The sequence below is a fragment of the Joostella atrarenae genome, assembly GCF_021764745.1.
GTDB lineage: Bacteria > Bacteroidota > Bacteroidia > Flavobacteriales > Flavobacteriaceae > Galbibacter > Galbibacter atrarenae.
The window spans coordinates 13,575-29,862 of record NZ_JAETXX010000015.1 but is presented as its reverse complement, the minus strand read 5'-3'; the positions used below and the strand labels follow the sequence as shown (position 1 = coordinate 29,862).

At 32.7% G+C, this 16,288-nt stretch carries 16 protein-coding genes; 2 read left to right on the top strand and 14 right to left on the bottom strand.

The annotated features are described in order from the left end of the window. Nucleotides 1-104: 104 nt before the first annotated feature. Nucleotides 105-641: an NADPH-dependent FMN reductase gene (locus JM658_RS15825; protein ID WP_236960570.1), complete on the top strand. Its 537-nt coding sequence runs from the start codon at nt 105-107 to the stop codon at nt 639-641. On the opposite strand, the gene JM658_RS15820 is transcribed toward JM658_RS15825, so the two are convergent. From JM658_RS15820 to JM658_RS15755, 14 genes are all read right to left on the bottom strand, one after another. Further along, the gene (locus JM658_RS15820) at nt 642-1,394 is read right to left on the bottom strand and encodes a porin family protein (protein WP_236960568.1); all 753 of its coding nucleotides are present in this window, start codon (nt 1,392-1,394) and stop codon (nt 642-644) included. Between the two features lie 49 nt (nt 1,395-1,443). Continuing rightward, complete coding sequence (gene argH, locus JM658_RS15815) at nt 1,444-2,724, bottom strand: argininosuccinate lyase (protein WP_236960566.1); 1,281 nt, start codon at nt 2,722-2,724, stop codon at nt 1,444-1,446. Nucleotides 2,725-2,845: 121 nt separating this feature from the next. Further along, nucleotides 2,846-3,319: a hypothetical protein gene (locus JM658_RS15810; protein WP_236960564.1), complete on the bottom strand. Its 474-nt coding sequence runs from the start codon at nt 3,317-3,319 to the stop codon at nt 2,846-2,848. Nucleotides 3,320-3,434: 115 nt separating this feature from the next. Then, nucleotides 3,435-4,496, bottom strand: a complete 1,062-nt coding sequence (locus JM658_RS15805) for a M20 family metallo-hydrolase (RefSeq protein WP_236960562.1) — start codon at nt 4,494-4,496, stop codon at nt 3,435-3,437. Nucleotides 4,497-4,614: 118 nt separating this feature from the next. Continuing rightward, complete coding sequence (argB, locus tag JM658_RS15800) at nt 4,615-5,388, bottom strand: acetylglutamate kinase (RefSeq protein WP_236960560.1); 774 nt, start codon at nt 5,386-5,388, stop codon at nt 4,615-4,617. 70 nt (nt 5,389-5,458) lie between these two features. Further along, nucleotides 5,459-6,397, bottom strand: a complete 939-nt coding sequence (locus JM658_RS15795; RefSeq protein WP_236960558.1) for an N-acetylornithine carbamoyltransferase — start codon at nt 6,395-6,397, stop codon at nt 5,459-5,461. A 113-nt stretch (nt 6,398-6,510) separates the two neighbouring features. Then, nucleotides 6,511-7,287, bottom strand: a complete 777-nt coding sequence (proB, locus tag JM658_RS15790; protein ID WP_236960556.1) for a glutamate 5-kinase — start codon at nt 7,285-7,287, stop codon at nt 6,511-6,513. Between the two features lie 118 nt (nt 7,288-7,405). Continuing rightward, nucleotides 7,406-8,188 (bottom strand): glutamate 5-kinase, encoded by a 783-nt coding sequence (gene proB, locus JM658_RS15785; RefSeq protein ID WP_236960554.1) that lies wholly within the window; start codon nt 8,186-8,188, stop codon nt 7,406-7,408. Between the two features lie 120 nt (nt 8,189-8,308). Beyond that, nucleotides 8,309-9,505, bottom strand: a complete 1,197-nt coding sequence (locus tag JM658_RS15780; protein WP_236960552.1) for a glutamate-5-semialdehyde dehydrogenase — start codon at nt 9,503-9,505, stop codon at nt 8,309-8,311. Beyond that, a complete protein-coding gene (locus JM658_RS15775) occupies nt 9,505-10,647 on the bottom strand; it encodes an aspartate aminotransferase family protein (RefSeq protein ID WP_236960550.1) in 1,143 nt (380 codons plus the stop codon). The genes JM658_RS15780 and JM658_RS15775 overlap by 1 nt, the downstream gene beginning before the upstream one ends. Before the next feature lie 97 nt (nt 10,648-10,744). Beyond that, complete coding sequence (gene proC / locus JM658_RS15770) at nt 10,745-11,533, bottom strand: pyrroline-5-carboxylate reductase (protein ID WP_236960548.1); 789 nt, start codon at nt 11,531-11,533, stop codon at nt 10,745-10,747. A 19-nt stretch (nt 11,534-11,552) separates the two neighbouring features. Beyond that, a complete protein-coding gene (argC, locus tag JM658_RS15765; protein ID WP_236960546.1) occupies nt 11,553-12,527 on the bottom strand; it encodes an N-acetyl-gamma-glutamyl-phosphate reductase in 975 nt (324 codons plus the stop codon). Nucleotides 12,528-12,616: 89 nt separating this feature from the next. Further along, a complete protein-coding gene (gene argG, locus JM658_RS15760; RefSeq protein ID WP_236960545.1) occupies nt 12,617-13,798 on the bottom strand; it encodes an argininosuccinate synthase in 1,182 nt (393 codons plus the stop codon). Nucleotides 13,799-13,906: 108 nt separating this feature from the next. Continuing rightward, entirely contained in the window at nt 13,907-14,530 is a 624-nt protein-coding gene (locus tag JM658_RS15755) for a GNAT family N-acetyltransferase (protein ID WP_236960542.1), read from the bottom strand. A 327-nt stretch (nt 14,531-14,857) separates the two neighbouring features. On the opposite strand from JM658_RS15755, the gene pabB reads away from it, so the two are divergent. Then, the gene (gene pabB / locus JM658_RS15750) at nt 14,858-16,153 is read left to right on the top strand and encodes an aminodeoxychorismate synthase component I (protein WP_236960540.1); all 1,296 of its coding nucleotides are present in this window, start codon (nt 14,858-14,860) and stop codon (nt 16,151-16,153) included. The last annotated feature ends 135 nt before the right edge of the window (nt 16,154-16,288 follow it).

Sequence of the window (16,288 nt, the reverse complement as noted above, 5' to 3'; positions counted from 1 at the left end):
TTGGCTATAAATAATGGATACTTATCAAAAGTATAAAAACTAGCTTACTATATTAAAAAAGATTGCTATCTTGTTATTAATATAGAAAATAAATAATTTTATTGATGAAAAAAATAATCGCTTTTGCTGGTAGTAATTCTAAAGGATCTATAAATTATGAATTGGTAAAATATACCGTTTCTTTAATTGATGATTATGATATTCAATTACTAAATATGGCAAATATGGCATTTCCTCTTTTTAGTGAAGATGAAGAGCGTGAGAACGGTTATAAAAACTCATTAATCGAGTTAAAAGATGATATTTTAGAGGCTGATGCTGTTATTATAAGTGTTAATGAACACAATAGCAATCCATCTGCTTATTTTAAAAACCTTATCGATTGGTTGTCTCGACTTGATCCAAAGTTTTTACTTGATAAGAAATTATTTCTAATGGGAACTTCTCCTGGTGGAAGAGGAGCTATTTCTTCGATTACACTTATGGAGCAAACGTTGCCTAGATTCGGAGCTTCTTTAGAGAATATATTTTCGTTGCCAAAATTCGGAGAAAATTTCTCAGTAAAAAAAGGGACAATAATTAATGAGGAGCTAAAGCAAAAACACGCTGCTGAATTATCAGATTTTTTAAGTAAGATCTAATTAATTATTTAGGTTTTTCTGTGCTAATTCGTCCGTTATAAAAGGTAAACTGATATTAAAAGATAAATAGCGACTCTTATTATTACCGTCGATAAAAGAATCTTTAAAGACATCTGTAAACCCTTGACTGTAACGTAGACTTACATAAATACCTTTACCGTTTCTTTTATATTGTAAATAATAACTAAGATTGGCAATAAGTCCATAATCGATGTCATTTACTCGAGTTCCAACGGCTTGTTTAAAGTCACCTATTTCGGAACTAAATGTAGCGTCTACGTCTTGTTTAAACGACATTTGAGGAGCTAAACCAACTCTAAATTTGGAATTTGGAATTTTATAATTTACAAATATTGGAACCTGAATATAATTAAGTTCTATAGTTGCAGGAACATCACTGTATATATTATTTAAATAAGCATCAGGGCCATTCATTGAAAACGATTCGATATCAAAACTTCTTTTTGATAAAAAGTAAGCTGTAGGACTCAGAGACCAAGAATCATTAATCTTAATATTCCCAGCAATTCCGAAGTTGATTCCTAGATTTGGTTTATTTCCTTCTATATTGCTATAATTTGTTAGAGGAACTCCAATTTCCATACTAAGATTAAACTTTTCTGATGCTACTCGATCACCAAAAATGGCAGCAATAATAGCTGCTTGAGCGTTTGTTGCTAGAGGGAAAAGCATTAAGCAAGCATATAAAACAACAGAAGATACGTTTAAATTAAGTTCCTTAATACTTTTCATAAGTTTTTGTATATCTAATATAATTATTCAACTAATATCAATAAAAAATCTAAAAAAGTAGATCCATTTTACTTTTAATTTCATCTAAGCATAGATTTCCTAAACTCCCTTTATGGCTATGAGAGATATTTCTTTTAGGAGTGAACTCTCCTCGTTGAATTTCTTCTCCCATTTTTTTATATGCGTCTCTAAAAGGCATTCCACTTAAAACTAAATCGTTCAAAGTATCTACACTAAAGAGATAATCATATTTTTTATCATCAATTACACCTTCTTTTACAATTATATTCTTGATAGAGAAAGTAAGCATCTCTAAGCATGATTTTAACTCTTGTATAGCAGGAACAATTATTTCTTTTGTAAGCTGAAGATCTCTATGATATCCACTAGGTAAATTTGTAGTTAACATAGCTAGTTGGTTTGGAACTGCTTGGATTTTATTACATTTCCCACGAATAAGTTCAAAAACATCAGGGTTCTTTTTATGTGGCATAATACTAGACCCTGTTGTTAGTTCATCTGGGAAAGTAATGAAGTCAAAATTCTGACTCATATACAAGCATATATCCATGGACATTTTGGAGAGTGTTGAAGCAATACTACTTAATCCAAAAGCAGTACTTTTCTCAGATTTCCCTCTACTCATTTGTGCGGCTACCACATTATATTTTAGTGTTTCGAAAGCAAGCTCTTTTGTTGTGTAATCACGATCAATAGGGAAGGAGCTACCATAACCAGCAGCGCTTCCTAATGGATTCTGATCTACAATTTTATGTGCAGCGTCAATAAAATATAAATCGTCAATTAGACTTTCAGCATATGCAGAAAACCATAGTCCAAAAGAAGAAGGCATTGCAATCTGTAAATGTGTATATCCAGGGAGTAATGTTTCTTTGTGTGTGTCTGCTAATCCTAATAATACTTCAAAAAGTTCTCTAGTGCTATTCTTTATTTCAGAAAGCTCTTCTTTTAAATAAAGGTTTACTGCAACAAGAACTTGATCGTTTCTAGAACGAGCTGTATGGATTCTTTTTCCAGTGTCTCCCAGCTTGTCGGTTAAAAGGTATTCAATTTTAGAATGCGCATCTTCAAAATCATCTTCAATAGTAAAAGAACCATTTTTTATGGTTTCTCCAATATTTTCTAGTTCTGTCACTAAATCTTGAGCCTCTTCTTTAGTGATAAGATCAATTTTATGAAGCATTTTAGCATGCGCAATAGAGGCTAAAATATCATATTTTGCAATTACTAAATCTAATTCTCTATCTGAACCTACAGTGAAGATGTCTATTTTTTTATCAGTTGAAAAACCTTTTTCCCAAAGTTTCATTATTCTCTAGTATTATGAGTGTTATTATCTAGTTACGTATTGCCTAGAATGGTTATTAAGACAAAGATAACTTTTATTATTATTTTATATTAGTGGCAATGATTTATGTTTTGCTCCTTATTTATAATTTCATAAATTCAATTTGTTGGTCTATAAAATTATTAACCTTCGATTGATATTTTTCCGAAATCTTACCATGTTTTCTTCCATTTATCTCCATATTTAATACCTCATCTTCTCTTTTTGGATATGGAAATCTACCCGCCCAACTTGTATAAGATAGAAAATTTTCCAATAATTCTTTTTCTTCAGGATTGATTTTAATATTATAATGTTCGATTATTTTAAAATAATTGTGACCATCACTTTTTCCTTTCCATATTTTTAAAAAATCATAGAAATTTTTGATAGAATCATTCTTTATATTTTCCTTTTCTGCATATAAACCGCGAGCTTTAATTATTAATTCAATACTTACAGCATACAAGAGCATTGAGGATCTGAATAGCCCTCTAACTTTACTTTTATTTTCTTGATTCCAATTTTTAACTTTTTCAATAAATAACTTTGCATTTTCATCTGCAGCAAACTTCATACTCAATGAATGTTCAATGTATGTATGGTAGTTTAATGAGTCCCTAATTCGTATAGACATGCTTTATTGTTTCAAGTTTAAAATGTAATTCTAGCACCTAAAATCCATTACCAGCTTATAGCACTTTCTCTAATAACTTAATATATAAATCCACACCTTCTTCAATCTCATTCACATAAATAAATTCGTTTGCAGAATGTGATCGCGTAGAATCTCCAGGACCTAATTTTAAAGAAGCACAGGTTAACGTTGCTTGATCTGAAAGGGTAGGAGATCCGTATGTTTCCCTTCCTAATTCAATACCAGCCTTTACAAGAGCGTGGTCTTTTGGAATAGCTGAAGAATTTAAACGTAATGATCTTGGTGTAACTTCACAAGGAGCTAATTCTTTTAAGGTATCGTATACTTCTTGATTGCTATACTTGTCGTTTACGCGTACATCAATTACTAATTTGACTTCTGCAGGAACTACATTGTGTTGATTTCCAGCTTCTATCTGAGTGACCGTCATTTTTACAGGGCCTAAAACTTCAGATACTTTCTCGAATTTATAATCTTTAAACCACTGTAAAACGTTGATAGTTTTATATATCGCATTGTCGTCATTTGGATGTGCGGCATGACTTGGAGTTCCTTTTACAGAACCATCAAAAACAACCAAACCTTTCTCAGCAATGGCAAGATTCATTAATGTAGGCTCACCAACAATAGCAACTTCGATTTCTGGCAGGCTTTTTAATACAGAATTGAGTCCTTTTGGACCTGAGCTTTCTTCTTCAGCAGAAGCAACGATAACTATGTTATAATTAAGGTTTTTCTTCTGATAGAAATACGTAAAAGTAGCAATTAAAGAAACTAAGCAACCTCCAGCGTCATTACTTCCAAGACCAAATAATTTTCCGTCTTCAATATGCGGATTAAAAGGATCTTTGGTATATGCAGTATTTGGTTTTACGGTATCATGATGCGAATTAAGGAGTAGCAAAGGCTTTCCTTCTGTATAATCTTCATTAAAAGCCCATATATTATTGTTCTCCCTTTTGAATGGGATGTTATATTTCTGAAACCAATTTTCAATCAGTGCAGCTGTTTTTTCCTCTTCAGAAGAAAAAGATTGTGTACTAATTAGTGATTTTAAAAGTTCTATTGCCTCTTGTGTAAGTTGTTGAATAGTCATTATGTTAAGTTCTAATGTTGAAAATATGTTGTTTATATTTAATTAAATGAAGAAGTCAATAAGTTGAAGATTGAAAATTAATCTTCTTATTGCCTCCCCTGAATTAAATAATATAACTTTAAAGAGTAATTGTTGTTTTTAGTTGATTATCATCAGCGAGCATTGCTACACTACCTATAAATACTTTTGACACCTTTTTTTCTAACGCATTAAAGCAATTATGAAGCTTTGGAAGCATTCCGTCTGCAATAATGTGTTCTTTTACAAGCGCTTGATATATCTCTGTATTAATATCTGTTATTACTGAATTTTCGTCTTCAATACTTCTTAAGACACCCTTTTTCTCAAAGCAATAATACAATTCTACTTCAAAATCGTTTGCTAAAGAAACAGCTATTTCTGAAGCAATTGTATCTGCGTTGGTGTTAAATAATTGTCCGTTTTTATCATGAGAAATAGCACAGCAAACAGGAGTGATATTATTATTCAGTAAAAGAGAAAACATCTCTGAGTTTACTTCAGTTACATCACCCACAAACCCAAAATCGTGAGTTTTTATAGGTCTTTTTATTGATTTTATAGTATTTAAATCTGCTCCAGAAAGCCCTAGCGCATTACAATTATTAGCCTGTAATTTTGCAACAATAGTTTTATTTACGAGTCCGCCGTAAACCATTGTAATGATATTTAGTGTTTCTCTATCGGTAATCCTTCTACCATCGACCATTTGAGTTTTTACACCCAATTTCTCTGATAATTGCGTAGCCATTTTTCCACCTCCGTGAACTAATATTTTAGCACCTTCTATGGCAGCGAAATTTGTAAGAACTTGATCAAGAACAGTTTCGTCTTCAATAAGATTCCCACCAATTTTTATAATAGATACTTTCATATGCGTTTATAAAATTTTAATAATGAATGTTGTAAAGTTTAGTTATGAGTAAGTAACTGGTAACCAACAACTATTTCCCTTCCAGAATATCTTTTAATACAGCTTGTGCTGCATAAGTTCTATTGTTTGCTTGTTCGATTACCAACGATTGCTCACTGTCTAGAACCTCATCAGCAACGATTACATTTCGTCTTACAGGAAGGCAATGCATGAATTTCGCAGCTTTTATTTTATCAAGCGTAACCATCCAACTCTCATCAGTGCTTTTTATTTGTCCGTAGTCATTATAGCTACTCCAGTTTTTTGCATACACAAAATCGGCATCTTTTAAAGCTTCTTCCTGGTCGTAAATAATAGGAGTTTCTCCAGTGATTTTAGGATTTAATTCATAGCCTTCTGGATGAGTAATAACAAAATCTACATCTATCATCTGCATCATTTTAGCAAATGAATTTGGAACAGCATGAGGCAATGCTCTTGGGTGTGGAGCCCATGTTAAAACAACTTTTGGACGTTCTTTTTGTTTAAATTCTGAAATTGTAATAGCATCTGTAAGCGCTTGAAGCGGGTGAGCTGTTGCGCTTTCCATATTTACTACAGGAACTGATGCATGCTCTTTAAAGCTCTTTATAATGAGTTCTTCTTCATCCTTTTTCTTATCAGTTAAAGAAGGGAAAGCTCTTAATGCAATGATGTCTACATATTGAGAAATAACTGCTGCAGCTTCTTTAATGTGCTCTGCAGTACCAGCATTCATTATGCTTCCATCTTCAAATTCTAAAGCCCAACCATCAGAATTAAGATTTAGAATCATAACCTCCATTCCAAGGTTTTGTGCCGCCTTTTGAGTACTTAAACGTGTTCTTAAACTAGAATTAAAGAATAAAAGTCCTATACTCTTATTTTTCCCTAACTCTTTATGAGAAAAAGGATTTGATTTTAAAGTGATAGCATTTTTAATAAGTTCATCTACATTATCGATGTCTTCTAAATCTAGGAATTGTTTCATTTTACTAATTTTTAATTTTCTAAAAGCCTATTGGATTTACCATATGTCGCCTTTAGAAGTTATGTGTTTTATATCTATACTTTTATCGATTATATAAAAGTTATTTTTAATTATTAACGAGGTTTTATCTTGGTAAATGGGATCTCATCTGCAACTGCATTAGTAATAAAATTCTCATTAAGTCCATTTACAATCCATGTTTCTATGCCTGCGGCAGAGGCAATTTCTACAGCATCTACTTTAGATTTCATGCCTCCAGTTCCATGAGATGACTTTCCATCTGCAATTTCTTTAATTAGGCTTTCAAAACCAATAACTTCCTTAATAGTTTCTGGAGAATTGTGAGTCATTGATTCTTTAGTGTAAATTCCATCAGTATTTGTGGCAATAATAAGAAGATCTGCCTGTATGAGCTCTGCTGTTAAAGCGGCTAATTTATCATTGTCACCAAACTTAATTTCATCAGTAGCAACCGTATCATTTTCATTGATTATTGGGATGTAATCATTTTGAAGCAAGATATTTATGGTATTTACAATATTTTCTTTTGATGTTTTACTTTTAAAATCAGAATAGGAGAGGAGGCATTGTGAAATTAAGAGGCCTAATTCTCTAAAATTCTCTTGATAGATTCTCATAAGATGTAACTGCCCGATTGATGCAAGCGCTTGTTTTACATTAATCTCTTTGCCGTTACTTTCTAAGTTTACAAACTGTTTGGCTGCGGCTATAGCACCAGAGCTTACAATTACAAACTCATATTTATTTTTAAGTACTGCTATTTGTCTAGCAATATCTTCAATTTTACCGCGAGAAATGTGGTTTGTTTCTCTGGTTAGGGTATTGGAACCTATTTTAAGAACAATTCTTTTTTTGGTTGTTTTCATCATTTTAGTTGGACAAATGACATAAAAAAGGCTCGAAAAGCAATGCTTTCATATTAAAAATACGGAGCCATTATTTACTTTTCGAGCCTTATTTATCTATACTTATATTTTAATTAAAAAATCATTCAATTTTAGTATAAGGAGTATTATCGTTGATAGTATTTAGAATGAAATTATCTTCCAATCCGTTTACTATCCATGTTTCGATATTTGCTTTGTTTGCAATCTCTAAAGCAATTACTTTAGAACTCATACCTCCAGTACCATGAGATGATTTTGTGTCATCCATAACCTCTTTTTTAAGGTCGGAGAAGTTATCTACTTCTTCAATAGTTTCTGGCGATCCTTCTGCAAATGACTCCTTCGTATAAATACCATTTGTATTTGTTGCGATTATCAATAAGTCAACTTTTAATAAAGCAGCTGTTAAAGCAGCTAATTTATCATTATCACCAAATTGAATCTCATCAGTAGCAACCGTATCATTTTCGTTGATAATTGGAATGTATCCATTTTCAACCAAAATATTTATGGTATTTACAATGTTTTCTTTTGAAACATCTTTTTCAAAATCAGAATAAGAAAGTAGACATTGAGAAGCCAATAATCCTAACTCTCTAAAACTTTCTTGAAATATACGTATTAAGTGAGGCTGACCAATAGAGGTAAGCGCTTGTTTCACGTTAATATCTTCGCTATAAGTACTTTCTAAGTTTACAAATTGCTTAGCAACTACTTTGGCACCAGAACTTACGATTACAAATTCGTAATCATCTTGAAGTGCTGCGATTTGGCGACCAATATCTTCTAATTTACCTCTAGATATCTGGTCAGATTCTTTTGTAAGCGTATTAGATCCTATTTTTAAAAGAATTCTTTTCTTCTTTTTTTCGGGCTTACTCATTTTTTTGTTTTTAGTATTATGTTAAAGTTGTAAATGCTCACCAATTGAGCTTTTTTACAGTTCGATTAATTATCGAGTTATTATTATTTATTATTGTTAAACTTCTTTAATAGCGTAAAACTATCTAATTTGACCATCTCCATGGATATACCACTTATTGGTAACCAAGTGCTCAAGGCCAATAGGTCCACGCTGGTGTAATTTGTCTGTACTAATTGCCAACTCACCACCTAATCCTAATTGCGATCCATCTGTAAATCTTGTAGACGCATTATGATATACAGCAGCTGTATCTACGGTTGCCATAAATTCTTCTGCTACTTCTTTATCTTTTGTTATAATAGACGCAGAATGACCTCCAGAGTATTTATTTATCTTAGCAATTGCTTCTTCATTAGAATCAATAACACCAATCACTATCTTATAGTCTAAGAACTCTTCATACCAAATATTATCGTCTGATATAACAGTAACATTATCTAAATCACTTAGTTCTTTATCTACATGAACAGCTACTTTATGCTCCGCCAATTTGTCAAGAAGTCTTTTTGCAAACTCTTTATAATTTGGAAGATTTGTGTCAATAAGTACTTTATCTAATGCATTACAAGCAGAAATCTTAGCTGTTTTAGCATTGATAATAACTTTAAGTGCTAAATCTAGATCTGCATCTTTTTGGACATATACAAAGTTGTTTCCTCTACCACTTACAATAACTGGACAATTTGCATTTTCTTTTACAAATTGAATAAGACGCTCACCACCTCTAGGAACAATAAGGTCTATTTGTTGTGTTGGCTTTTCTAAGAAAGCTTGAGTTTCTTGACGGTTAAATTGTAAATATTCAACCCAAACAGTAGAAACTCCATGTTTTTTCATGGCTTTATGCCATAAATCAACAATTAGTAGGTTAGAGTTTAAAGACTCTTTACCTCCTTTTAATAAAATCTTATTACCAGATTTAAAAGCAATTCCTGCTGCTTCTACTGTAACATCTGGTCTAGATTCGTATATAATCATGATAGTTCCGAAAGGAGCTGTTTTATTATAAACATCCATTCCGTTATCATGCTTAAAGTGGAAACGTTCTTTTCCTAACGGATCCTCTTGTGAAGCTAATTCTTTTAATGACGCTATCATCCCATCGATTTTAGCATCATCAACTTTTAGTCGGTCTTCCATAGCGAGATCATCGCCAGAATAACCGTCTAGGTCTTTCTTGTTTTCTTTTATGAGTGCATCTTTTTCCTCACGGATAAGATCAGCCATGGTTAATAATACATTATTTCTTTCGGAAATTGTTAGTATTTTATTCATTACAAGTTGTGATTTTCCAAAACATCAGACAAAGAATCTAAAAATGTGTCTATATGATGTTTCTTAATCGTTAATGGCGGTAAAATTCTTAATAAGTTCTTATTTGACGAGCCGCCTGTAAATATTTTTTTCTCGTAAATAAGCTCTTTTCTTATCTCTGATACATTTTGTTCAAACTCCATACCAAGCATCAATCCTCTACCTTTAAGTTTTTGTAAACTCTTGATTTCCTTTGATTTTTCAATAAAATAATCAGAAATTTCGTTCACGTTATCAATGAGTTTTTCATCTTCCATAACCTCCAGAACGGCAAGGGCAGCAGTACATGCCAAATGATTCCCTCCAAAGGTGGTGCCCAGCATTCCATGTTTAGCTTTAAATCGTGGGTGGATTAATACGCCTCCAATAGGAAAACCATTACCCATTCCTTTAGCAACTGTCACTATGTCGGGTTCTATGTCATGATGCTGAAATGCAAAGAATTTTCCACTTCTAACATAACCAGATTGAATTTCATCTAAAATCAATACAGCATTGTGCTTTTTACATAATGCAGCTGCTCCTTGGAGAAATTCTGTTGTTGGCTCGTCTAAGCCTCCAACACCTTGTATAGGTTCAATAATAACCGCACATACGTCACCGAACGCTAATTCATAATCTAAAGAGTGAAGTTGGTTAAAAGGAAGGAATGTTGTGACGCTGTGCTGATTATTAATAGGAGCGTTTATAGCTCCATTATCGGTTGCTGCAACTGCTGCAGATGTTCTTCCGTGGAATCCATTTTTAAAAGCTATTACTCGCGACTTATTCGTATGAAAAGACGCTAACTTTAATGCATTCTCATTGGCTTCTGCTCCAGAATTGCAAAGAAATAGGTTGTATTCCTCACAATTAGAAAGCCTTCCTAACCTTTCTGCCAATTCCACTTGAAGTGGATTTTGAATGGCATTGGAGTAGAAACCAAGTTTGTTTACTTGCTCGGTAATGCGCTCTACATATGTAGGATGCGAATGACCAATAGAAATAACGGCATGACCTCCATAGAGATCTAAATATTCTTGACCGCTTTCATCGTAAACATAAACGTCTTTTCCCTTTTCAGGAGTAACGTTGTACAAAGGATAAACATCAAACAGTTTCATTTATTGTGCTAAAAATTATAAAGTTTGCTTAATTGAAGATATATAACGTTGTTAATCAGTAATGTTACAAATTTTGTTATATACTTCAATTTTTAAGTTATTTAATATCACTAATTCGTTTGTATGAAGCCATAATACCTTTTATCACTGCAGAACTCAATCCGTTGTGCTCCATGGCATTTAAACCTTCAATAGTACAACCCATAGGAGTAGTAACATTATCTACTTCTACTTCGGCATGTGTTCCATCTTCAATTAGAGCAGCAGCTCCAATTGCTACTTGAGCAGAGATTTCTTGTGCTTCGTGAGGATGGAATCCCATTTGCACACCTCCTTGTGTAAGTGCTCTTAAGAAACGTAAAAAGAAAGCAGTACTACTAGCTCCAAGAACTGTTGCTGCTTGCATTAAACGCTCTTCAATAATCATTGTTTTCCCAATGGTACCAAACATCTTTTCTACAAAATGTACATCATCATGCTCGATATCATCAGCACAGATAAAAGACATTGACTGTAGTTTTACAGCAGCTGTGTTTGGCATAGCTCTAATAACTTTATTGTTTGGTACAATTTCGTTAATCTCACTAATAGAAACTCCAGTAACTGTCGAAATTAAAATCTGATCGTCTGTAAGATGATCTTTAATTTCGTTAAGTACAATTTTTAAAATTCGCGGTTGAATACAAAGGATTACCCATTTGGACTCTTTAACTGCTTTAATATTGTCTGACGTAACAGATACGCCGGCTTGTTCTTTAATAATTTCCAGATTCTCATCTGATTTGTCTGCTACTAAGATGTTCTTTGAATCAAATAAATCGCTGGATGCAATTCCGGTAATGATTGATTTTCCTAGATTTCCTGATCCAATAACGGTAACTTTCATTTGTTTTGTTTTTAGTTTTTTAGAAATAACTTCCTTTTAAATTTAGTCCGTCACTTTCATTTAAACCGAAAAGTAAGTTCATGTTTTGTACTGCCTGTCCAGAGGCGCCTTTTATTAAATTATCTATGACACTAGTGATGAGCAGCACGTCTTCGTGCTTATGAAGATGGATAAAACAATTGTTAGTATTAATAACTTGTTTTAAGTGAACTTCTTTCTTTGATAAATGTGTGAACGGGTCTATAACATAAAAATCCTCGTATAAATTCCAAGTTTCTTCCAAACTATTTTCAAATTTCATGTAAGATGTTACAAAAATCCCCTTTGTGAAATTCCCTCTTTGTGGGAGCATAAAAATATTTGGTTGGTTGTTCTGAAGACTCACAATACTTTGATTGATCTCTCCTAAGTGTTGGTGTGTAAAGGGTTTGTACCAAGATACATTGTTGTTTCTCCAGCTAAAATGAGAAGTAGAAGAAGGAGAAACTCCTGCTCCAGTACTTCCAGTAACAGCATTGATATGAATATCCTCTGTTAATAGGTTGTTTTTAGCTAATGGCAGTAATGCCAGTTGGATTGCAGTAGCAAAGCATCCTGGATTTGCAATATTTTTCGCCGCTTTAATGGCTTCTTTTTGTAATTCTGGCAAGCCATATACAAATTCTCTACCATTATAAGTAGCATCAGCATTTAATCTGAAATCATTACTTAAGTCTATAACTCTTGTGTGATCTGAAAATGTATGCTGATCTAAAAAAGCTTTAGAATTACCGTGACCAAGACATAAAAAAAGCACATCAACATTAGGGTTAATGGTTCCTGTGAATTTTAAATCTGTAGCACCAAGAAGATCTTCATGAGCATCTGTAACTGGTTTCCCAGCACGCGTGGTGCTATATACAAAGTCTATCTCTGCTTGCGGATGGTTAATTAAAATTCTTATCAGTTCGCCTCCAGTATATCCCGAACCACCTATAATTCCTGCTTTAATCATTTTTTATTTTTTTCTTCTGAATAATCTAACGATTGGATCGTTTAGTAATTAGATTTCTTAATGAAACAATCCAGTGTTATATGTCTAAACTATTTTTTATTTACTGCTTGATGTATTTTTGCAGCGTTTGCATTGATTTTAATAAATCCTTTAGCTTCTTCTGCTGTCCAGCCTTCATTCATTTCTCCGTAGCTACCAAATTTAGCATTCATTAAATCGTGTTCTGATTTAATACCATCCACAAAAAATCTATATGGGAATAAAGTTACCCAAACATCTCCAGTTACATTTTTCTGAGCATCAGTTAAAAAAGCTTCTGTATTTCTCATTACTTCATCCAAATAGTTTCCTTCATGAAGTAGCATTCCATACCAATTTGCCAAATAGTCTTTTTGTTGTTGTTGCCATTTTGTTAGCACGTGTTTTTCTAACGTATGGTGTGCTTTTATAATTACCATCGGAGCAGCGGCCTCAAAACCAACTCTTCCTTTAATACCTATAATAGTGTCTCCAACGTGAATATCTCTTCCGATAGCAAAAGCAGAAGCTATTTTATCAAGCTTTTCTATTAGATTGATGGTTTTATCTTCCTTTCCGTCGATAGCAGTTAACTCCCCTTTTGTAAAAGTTAATTTTACTTTCTGACTCCCCATGTTTTCTAATTGACTAGGGTATGCTTCATTTGGAAGTGATAGGTGAGAGGTAAGTGTCTCGTCTCCACCAACACTAGTTCCCCAAAGTCCTTTATTAATAGAATATTTAGCTTTCTCCCATTCCATATCTACTCCTTTAGATTTTAAGAAGTCGATTTCCTCTTGTCTAGAAAGCTTATTATCTCTAATAGGAGTGATAATTTCAATCTCTGGAGCTAATATTTGAAAAATCATATCGAAACGTACTTGGTCGTTTCCTGCACCTGTACTTCCGTGAGCTATATACTGAGCATTGTTTTCTTTAGCAAAATTTACAATCTCAATAGCTTGTACAATCCTCTCTGCACTTACAGAAAGTGGATATGTATTATTTTTAAGGACATTACCGTAGATAAGATATTTTACTACTTTATCATAAAATGTCTGTACAGCATCTAAAGAAGTGTAGCTAGTAGCACCCAATTTCAGGGCTTTCTCTTCAATATTTTTTATTTCCTCTTTAGAGAAACCTCCTGTGTTTACACTTACAGCGTGTACTTCATAACCGTTTTCAGATAAATGCTTTGCGCAATAAGAAGTATCTAAACCTCCGCTGTATGCTAAAACTAATTTTTTCATTTCTTTTTATTTTTTGTCAATCCTACAATGAGATTTATTTTTAGATTGACCATTGTACGTTGTTATTAATATTTTATAATCCCAAAAGAGATTACTATTTACTTAATCTTATTTCTGTTTCTCTTTCTTTAGGAATAGAGATTGTTTAATTTTTTTTAATCTATTGAATACTTTAGAGTCGTATTTATGCTTATGCTTTTTCTGTTCTTTTTCAACAGGATCATACAACATTCCAGTACATAAACACATTTTCCCTTCATTTCTAGTTAGAATATCAAAGTTTTTACATGTTTTACATCCGTTCCAAAAGCTAGGATCGTCTGTTAATTCTGAAAATGTTACAGGTTCATATCCTAAATCGTAGTTGATTTTCATTACCGCCAAGCCTGTAGTAATACCGAAAATTTTGGCATCTGGAAATTTGGTTCTACTATGTTCGAAAACCTTATTTTTAATTTTAGTAGCCAAACCTTGACCTCTAAAATCAGGATGTACAATAAGTCCAGAATTGGCTACATATTTTCCATGGCCCCATGTTTCAATGTAGCAAAATCCAGCAAACCTATTACCATCCAAAGCGATAACAGCATTACCGTTTTGTATTTTGGTAGTTATATACTCAGGAGTTCTTTTAGCAATACCCGTTCCGCGTTGTTTTGCAGATTCTTCAATAGTATCACAGATCTGTTCTGCGTATGGTATGTGTGTATCGTTTGCAATAAGTATTTGCATTCAATTACTGAATTAAAATTAATAAAATTGGAAATGGTTTTGTTTTTTAAGAGGGGAGTTGGACGCACCTAACTCCATAATATCGTTACACCCTTACGGGCGGCGACGAGGAAAGCGAACGTGACGTACAGGAACCATTACATAAGTAGGAGTTGCCCTTAAGGACAATTCTCTAATAATGGTTTGTATTTTTTCAATTACTTTTTGCATTTCGCAAGTATTCGTTCTTTTCTTAGAATTATAGTACAATATTATGAATAATAATTAGCTTAAAAAGCTTATAGTTTGTTAAATTTGTAACATTAATAAGAAACTCGTTTTTTTGGTATGAATAGAACTATTAAACAATTTAATATAACAGATATTGAACTGTTTAAAAGTAATCTTCTCGCTTGGTCCTCTTCATTTGAGGAAGTAATTTGGCTGGATAGCAACTTTTACAAACAATCCCATGGTAGTTATGATGCAGTTTTAGCTGCGGAAGCCTTTACTTCTATAAAGACCGATTATTATGATGCTTTCGAAAATCTTAAAGAATATCAGTCGGTTACTAAAGATTGGATCTTCGGATACCTTACTTACGATCTAAAAAATGATGTAGAACAACTATCTTCTAAAAATTACGACGGATTAGAATTTCCAGATTTGTTTTTCTTTCAGCCAAAACGATTAATATTCATAAAGGAAGGAGTTTTGGAATTCCATTATTTAGGAATGATTGATGACGAAATTGAGAGCGATTTTCAGGAAATATCTTCATTTATTGCTGAAGATAAAAGTAATTATGGAAAGAAAGATATTCAGATTCAACATAGAATAGAGAAGCAAGCCTATTTGGAAAAGGTAAATGCAATGCTGACTCATATTCACCGTGGAGATATTTATGAAGCTAATTTTTGTCAAGAGTTTTATGCTGAAAATACTACAATAGATCCTGTAAAAACTTTTCAGAATTTAAATGAAATCTCCAAACCTCCATTTGCAACTTTTCTAAAACATCAAAATAAATATGTTTTATCAGCTTCTCCAGAAAGATATATTCGAAAGGAAGGAACTCAAATTATATCACAACCAATTAAAGGGACTGCAAAAAGAGCAGAAGATAAAGAAGAAGATGCTCTATTGATAAAAGAGTTGGAGAACGATACTAAAGAACGCTCCGAGAATGTTATGATTGTAGATTTGGTGCGTAATGACCTATCTAAAGTTGCTGTAAAAGGCAGTGTAAAGGTAGAAGAACTTTGTAAAGTATATACTTTTATGCAAGTTCATCAGATGATCTCTACGATAAAAGCAGAAGTGTTACCAACAACAAGTCCTGTAGATATAATTAAAGCCGCTTTTCCTATGGGAAGTATGACTGGTGCTCCAAAACTTTCAGCAATGAAAATCATTGAAGATTTAGAAGAAACTAAGCGCGGTGTATATAGTGGTGCTGTAGGTTATTTTAGTCCGAATGGAGATTTTGATTTTAATGTAATTATTAGAAGTATCTGTTTTAATAGTGAAAAGAAATATGTTTCTTTTTCCGCAGGAAGTGCCATTACGGCAAAGTCGAAACCAGAAAAAGAATATGAAGAGTGTCTTGTTAAAGCTGCTGCAATGCGGAGAGCACTTCAGTAGAAAGACATTTATTTAATAACTATTTTTTAGGACATCTTTAAATCATTAAATAGATAAAGAAGTCAATTCTGTTGATAAAATAATTGATGAAATTTAGTGTATTTCATTACATTTTACGATTTTAGAGGGAACTAA

Bases quoted from the DNA above. Each gene is read 5' to 3' on its own strand.
- proB (WP_236960554.1), bottom strand. From the start codon at position 8,188: ATGAGTAAGCCCGAAAAAAAGAAGAAAAGAATTCTTTTAAAAATAGGA.
- proB (WP_236960556.1), bottom strand. From the start codon at position 7,287: ATGATGAAAACAACCAAAAAAAGAATTGTTCTTAAAATAGGTTCCAAT.
- argB (WP_236960560.1), bottom strand. From the start codon at position 5,388: ATGAAAGTATCTATTATAAAAATTGGTGGGAATCTTATTGAAGACGAA.
- JM658_RS15795 (WP_236960558.1), bottom strand. From the start codon at position 6,397: ATGAAACAATTCCTAGATTTAGAAGACATCGATAATGTAGATGAACTT.
- proC (WP_236960548.1), bottom strand. From the start codon at position 11,533: ATGAAAGTTACCGTTATTGGATCAGGAAATCTAGGAAAATCAATCATT.
- argH (WP_236960566.1), bottom strand. From the start codon at position 2,724: ATGAAACTTTGGGAAAAAGGTTTTTCAACTGATAAAAAAATAGACATC.
- JM658_RS15825 (WP_236960570.1), top strand. From the start codon at position 105: ATGAAAAAAATAATCGCTTTTGCTGGTAGTAATTCTAAAGGATCTATA.
- JM658_RS15820 (WP_236960568.1), bottom strand. From the start codon at position 1,394: ATGAAAAGTATTAAGGAACTTAATTTAAACGTATCTTCTGTTGTTTTA.
- argG (WP_236960545.1), bottom strand. From the start codon at position 13,798: ATGAAAAAATTAGTTTTAGCATACAGCGGAGGTTTAGATACTTCTTAT.
- JM658_RS15775 (WP_236960550.1), bottom strand. From the start codon at position 10,647: ATGAAACTGTTTGATGTTTATCCTTTGTACAACGTTACTCCTGAAAAG.
- JM658_RS15755 (WP_236960542.1), bottom strand. From the start codon at position 14,530: ATGCAAATACTTATTGCAAACGATACACACATACCATACGCAGAACAG.
- argC (WP_236960546.1), bottom strand. From the start codon at position 12,527: ATGATTAAAGCAGGAATTATAGGTGGTTCGGGATATACTGGAGGCGAA.
- JM658_RS15805 (WP_236960562.1), bottom strand. From the start codon at position 4,496: ATGACTATTCAACAACTTACACAAGAGGCAATAGAACTTTTAAAATCA.
- pabB (WP_236960540.1), top strand. From the start codon at position 14,858: ATGAATAGAACTATTAAACAATTTAATATAACAGATATTGAACTGTTT.
- JM658_RS15810 (WP_236960564.1), bottom strand. From the start codon at position 3,319: ATGAAGTTTGCTGCAGATGAAAATGCAAAGTTATTTATTGAAAAAGTT.
- JM658_RS15780 (WP_236960552.1), bottom strand. From the start codon at position 9,505: ATGAATAAAATACTAACAATTTCCGAAAGAAATAATGTATTATTAACC.